The organism is Dethiosulfatibacter sp., assembly GCF_983023055.1.
This window is the reverse complement of sequence record NZ_CEZJXU010000112.1, coordinates 1-6233: the sequence shown is the minus strand read 5'-3', so window position 1 is coordinate 6233 and position 6233 is coordinate 1. Positions and strand designations below refer to the sequence as shown.

Annotated in this window: 3 protein-coding genes; all 3 read right to left on the bottom strand. The window is 38.2% G+C overall.

The genetic code is table 11. From position 1 onward, the window contains the following. On the bottom strand, window positions 1–3256 hold a 3256-nt coding region (nifJ, locus tag AC3AX0_RS05550), incomplete at its 3' end, for a pyruvate:ferredoxin (flavodoxin) oxidoreductase (protein ID WP_487549314.1). Window positions 3257–3770: 514 nt separating this feature from the next. After that, window positions 3771–4694, bottom strand: a complete 924-nt coding sequence (gene hprK, locus AC3AX0_RS05545; protein ID WP_487549313.1) for an HPr(Ser) kinase/phosphatase — start codon at window positions 4692–4694, stop codon at window positions 3771–3773. Beyond that, window positions 4691–6233, bottom strand: a 1543-nt coding sequence (gene uvrC / locus AC3AX0_RS05540; RefSeq protein ID WP_487549312.1) for an excinuclease ABC subunit UvrC, incomplete at its 5' end; no start/stop codon positions are given. The genes hprK and uvrC, both read right to left, overlap by 4 nt.

Below are 6233 nucleotides of genomic sequence, written 5' to 3'. Positions count from 1 at the left end.
TTATTCCATGGTTTACACATGGAGCGTAAGCCATAATTAGTGAAGGTCCTTTGTAGCTTTCAGCTTCAACCAATGCTTTCATGAACTGGTTCTTGTTTGCTCCCATAGCAACCTGCGCTACATATACATAACCGTAAGTTGCCGCAATCATACCAAGATCTTTCTTCTTGATATCCTTTCCTGCTGCAGCAAACTTAGCAACTGCTGCAGTTGGAGTAGCTTTAGAAGACTGTCCACCAGTGTTTGAGTAAACCTCTGTATCGAATACAAGTATATTTACATCTTCTCCACTTGCAAGAACATGATCAAGTCCACCGTATCCTATATCATAAGACCATCCGTCTCCACCAAGAATCCATACAGATTTCTTGATTAGATAATCTTTTCTGTCAAGTATATTTTGAACTGATTTCTTACAATCATCACATGGAGTAAGTTTTTGAAGAAGTTCAAGAACTTCAGCAGAAGCAGCTTTAGAAGCTTCTCCATCTTCCATAGTGTCTATCCAAACCTTAAATGCTTCTTTAATTTCAGCACTGAAGATTTCTTTAGCCATAAGAGTTTCCATGTTAACCTTGATGTTGTCTCTCATTTGCTTAACGCCCATAGCCATTCCGTATCCATACTCGGCATTGTCTTCAAACAGTGAGTTAGCCCACGCTGGTCCTTTACCTTGTGCATCCTGGCAGTAAACTGTAGAAGGAGCAGATCCACCCCAGATTGAAGAACATCCAGTAGCATTGGCAATTATCATTCTATCTCCGTAAAGTTGAGTTACAGCCTTGGCATAAGGAGTTTCTCCACATCCTGCACAAGCTCCTGAGAACTCAAGATAAGGCATTGCAAACTGACTTCCCTTTACAGATTTTTTATCCATAATATTATCTTTTATAGTTACATTCTTAATTGCATAATCCCAGTTTGGAACTTCTTTTTCAGTTTGGGTTCCGATAGGTTTCATTACAATTGCTTTATTCTTAGAAGGACAGATGTCTACGCAGTTTCCACATCCTGTACAGTCAAGTGAAGATATTTGAATTTTGTATTGAAGTCCTTCAAATCCTTTACCTTTTGCATCTATAGTTTCAAAAGTCTCAGGCGCATTAGCCTTTTCTTCTTCACTAAGAAGGAATGGTCTTATAACAGCGTGTGGACATACGAATGCACACTGGTTACATTGAATACAATTGTCCATTTGCCATTCAGGTACATTTACAGCTATACCTCTTTTTTCATAAGCAGCAGTTCCCTGTGGGAATGTACCGTCTTCTCTTCCTACGAACTTACTTACTGGAATATCGTCTCCGTCTTGTCTGTTTATAGGCTCAAGTATTTCAGTGATAAATGCCGGCTTATCTGAATCGTCTACAGCTACAACTGTTGCTTCTGCATTAATCCAAGCAGCAGGAACTTCTATTTTAACTAGTTCAGTTATTCCCTGCTTAACAGCCTCTTCGTTCATTTTTACAATTTTTTGACCTTTTTTACCGTATGATTTTTCAATTGCCTTGTTAAGGTATCCAGTAGCTTCCTCTATCGGAATTACTCCTGAAAGCTTAAAGAATGCAGACTGCATTACCATGTTTGTTCTATTTCCAAGTCCGATATCTTCAGCAATTTTAGTTGCATTTATTGTATAGAACTTAACATCATTCTCAGCAATAGCCTTCTTAAGTTCACCTGGAAGATTAGCTTCAATCTCTTTTGCAGACCATAGAGTATTAAGAAGGAAAGTTCCACCTTTCTTGATACCTTTTAGAAGGTCATACTTATCAACATAAGACTGCTGAGCACAAGATATGAAGTCAGCTTTATTTATAAGATATGTAGATCTGATAGGAGCATCACCGAATCTCAAGTGAGAAGCAGTTACACCACCAGATTTTTTAGAGTCATATGAGAAATAACCTTGTGCATACTTATCAGTATTGTCACCGATTATTTTTATTGCGTTTTTATTTGCTCCAACTGTACCGTCTGAACCAAGACCCCAGAATTTACAGCTGATAGTTCCTTTAGAAGCAACATCGATAGGCTCTCCAAGTGGAAGTGATCTAAAAGTTACATCATCAACTATACCTAGTGTGAACCCGTCTTTTGGCTCGTTTGCAGAAAGATTCTCAAATACAGTCTTGATATGTGAAGGAAGTGTATCCTTTGATCCAAGTCCATATATTCCGCCTACGATTAATGGCTTGTCTTCCTTGTCATAAAACATTGACTTAATATCAAGGTAAAGAGGCTCGCCAAGTGAACCAGGCTCTTTTGTTCTATCAAGTACAGAAATTTTCTTAGCTGTCTTTGGAAGTACATCGAAGAAATATTTCTCTGAGAAAGGTCTGTAAAGGTGTACTTTAACAACACCGACTTTTTCTCCCTTAGCTATTAAATAATCGATAGTTTCTTCTATTGTTTCAGTTACTGATCCCATTGCAATTATTACTCTGTCCGCATCTGGAGCTCCATAATAATTAAAAGGCTTGTAAGTTCTTCCTGTCACCTTGCTTATGTCTTCCATGTATCCCGCCACTTTTTCTGGTAGATTCTCATAGAAACCGTTAGATGCTTCTCTTGCCTGGAAGAAGATATCAGGGTTTTGAGCAGTACCTCTAGTTACAGGGTGCTCAGGGTTCAATGCTCTGTCTCTGAATGCCTGAACAGCTTCAAAGTCAAGCAGTTTTTCAAATTCACTATAATCTATTACTTCGATTTTTTGAATTTCGTGTGAAGTTCTGAATCCGTCAAAGAAATGTACGAAAGGTACTCTTGAATTGATTGCAGTAAGATGTGCAACACCTGCAAGGTCCATAACTTCCTGAACGCTTCCTGAAGCCAGGAATGCAAATCCAGTTTGTCTTGCAGCCATAACATCAGAGTGATCTCCGAATATTGACAATGCATGACTTGCTATAGCTCTGGCACTAACATGGAAAACACCCGGCAATAATTCACCAGCTATCTTGTACATGTTTGGAATCATAAGTAATAATCCCTGTGATGCTGTAAATGTTGTTGTTAGGGCTCCTGTAGCCAGTGCACCGTGAACGGCTCCTGAAGCTCCACCCTCTGACTGTAATTCAGTCACCTTTACTTCTTGTCCGAATAGATTTTTTTGTCCATTTGCAGCCCAATCGTCTACGTGCTCAGCCATCGGTGATGACGGAGTAATAGGGTAGATTGCTGCTACGTCAGTGAATGCATAGGAAACATAAGCTGCTGCCGTATTTCCATCCATAGTTCTCATTGATTTTGCCATTTAAACTAACCTCCTTGGTTATCTTGTATACAATATGCAGAACAGTTACAACTAAGTATAATATGCGCAGTACTAATCGTCAATAGAAAAACATAACGTTTTTTATATTTTCTTCCTTTGATTATTCCGCAAGGTCTAAAAATACTTATTTAAGCAAGTTAACAAGTTTCTGCCTGCAATTTGTTCTTATAAAGAATATCAAGTCTATTGACTTTTTAAAAGAAAAATTAAGTTTTTTTTGCATTTTATTTATTTAAAACCGAATTTTATGTTTTAAATTAATTACGCGTTGTAATTGTTTTCCTGGAAATTTGTCCGCCATGCAAGGAACGAAAATCACCTTTCAAATTGTTCACTTTTTAAAATTCCTACTGTTAAAAAATACACCGGTTCCATTTAACATTTATTCAGCTAAGAGCAATGTTCACGTTTTAAATACAATCCATATAATATTAGGAACAATTCACTAATTTTAGTGTAACAATTCCTTCTATAATTCATACGTGGAATCTGCTTATACTTCCTCGCTGTTAATATTATCCATAAACCTTTTATTATATTCCTCTTCTATTGAATATCCCAGAAGTTTCTGTCTTAAATTCATTGTTGCAACCTCCACTATCATTGAAGTATTTCTTCCTATCCTTACGGGTATTTTAGATTTGGGAATACTGACTCCAAATACATCCTCATATTCACTGTCAAAACCAAGTCTGTCATATACCTGCTTGTCCCCCCATTCTTCAAGGTCCAAAATGAGTCCAAGCCTTTGATTTATCTTTACAGAACCTACTCCGTACATATATTTTATATCTATGATTCCAACGCCTCTTATTTCCAACAAATGCCTTGTCAATGGCGGAGAGGTGCATTCAATGCTGTTATCTATCTTCCTCATTATTACAGCGTCGTCGGCAATAAGCCTGTGTCCCTTCTTGATAAGATCAAGCGCTGTTTCACTCTTACCTATTCCACTTTTTCCTCTTATGAGAACTCCAACTCCATATACCTCCATAAAAACTCCGTGAATGGTCTTTTCGGGAGATAACTTCTCCTCAAGAAAAATTCCCAGGTCCCTAATAAGCTTGGTTGTTCTGTCTTGCGTACGCAGTAGAGCCCTTCCGTGTTTTTTTGCACAATACAACATGGCAGGATCAACTTCTCTTCCAGAACATACTATTACAGCTGGTATTGGATATGAGAAAATCTTATTCAGCCTGTTTATCTTTATCCCTCCGCTAAGGGTATCTATATAATTCGATTCCGTCCTTCCAATTATCTGTATTCTTTCATAACCAAACATATCAAAATAACCTGCCAGCTGAAGTCCCGGTCTTATAAGTTCTCCGTTATGGACATGGGCGTCCTTGGCTTCAGGCATATATATCACTTCCAAATCCATTCCTTTTACAATTTCCTTCATAGAAATCAATTTCATTTGACCTCACCATCCTTGTTAAAATATTCGAATACGCTTTTTACTGTCTTACTGTTCATTAGCGGTGCCTTCTCAAGGTCCTCCAGGGATGCTTTTTTCACACCTTCAACAGAGCCGAAATATTTAATTAGTGCTAGCTTCCTTTTTTCACCAACACCTTCAATATTGTCCAGGACAGTCTTGAAGGTATTCTTTTTCCGCAAGTTCCTGTGATAGCTTATGGCAAACCTATGAACCTCGTTCTGCATTGAACTTATAAGACGGTAGAGCTTGGTATTTCTTAAAAGCATTATTTCCTTGTTTTCATAAATGAGTCCCCTTGTGGCGTGCTTATCATCCTTTACCATTCCTGCAACCGGTATCCTGAGTCCATGGTCCCTGAGGACTTCCTTTACTATGTTCACATGACCCTTGCCTCCATCTACAAGTATAAGATCAGGAAACTTTCCAAAACCCTTCTTTTCCTCAATAAGGCTTCTTTCCTTGAGTCCCCTGTTAATCCTTCTTTCAAGCATTTCCTCCATGGATCCATAATCGTCTTGACCAATTACTTCCTTGATTCTGAACCTTCTATAGCTGCTCTTCTTGAACTCACTTTCCTCAAGGACCACCATGGAACCTACATTTTCAACTCCCTGAATATTGGATATATCATATCCCTCAACCCTAAAAGGTATATCTTCAAGACCTATGAGTTCCGTCAATTCTTCAAGGGCATCCTGGTTTTCTTTTCTTCTTATCTTTATTTTCTCTATATCCTTTTCAAGCTTTTCTTCTGCATTCTTCTTGACCATCTTCATTAGCATGCTTTTTTCTCCCTTAATGGGAATCTTAAGTTCAACCTTGCTGCCTCTTTTTTCTCCAAGCCATTTGGAAATGAGATCCTGGTCAGGTATTTCGGTTTCAATATATATTTCCTTTGGAATATACACAGTACCGGAGTAGTACTGTTTTACAAAAGAGGATACAAGATCAGAAGTGCTGTCCTCCAGGTTTCTTGTCATAAGATAGTCTTCCTTTCCTATGACTTTTCCCCCTCTTATGAAGAAAATCTGTACTATTGCGTCACTCTCTCCCGTTGCAAGTCCTATGACATCCAAATCCTTAAGGTTAGTATTTGTGATTTTCTGCTTGTCGCTAAGGTTTCTTATGGCAGATATCCTGTCTCTGTATTCTGCGGCATGTTCGAATTGGAGGTTTTCGGAAGCTTCCATCATCCTTTCTTCAAGAATATTTATAAGCTTGTCTTCCCTTCCGTTCAAGAGTTGAAGAACCTCGTCTATTGATTCTTTGTACTCTGCACTATCAATCTTGCCTATACAGGGTCCCTTGCATCTTTCTATATAATAGTTGAGACAGGGTCTTGCACTTTCTTTTCCTGTAACTATCTTAAGGCTGCAGTTTCTTATCTTGAATATGTTCCTTATGCTTTCTATTGTCTGCTTTACAGCATAGGAACTTGTATACGGTCCAAAATATTTGCTGCCGTCCTTCTTTATTTGCCTCACCTTCATGATCCTGGGGAATTTCTCATTTACT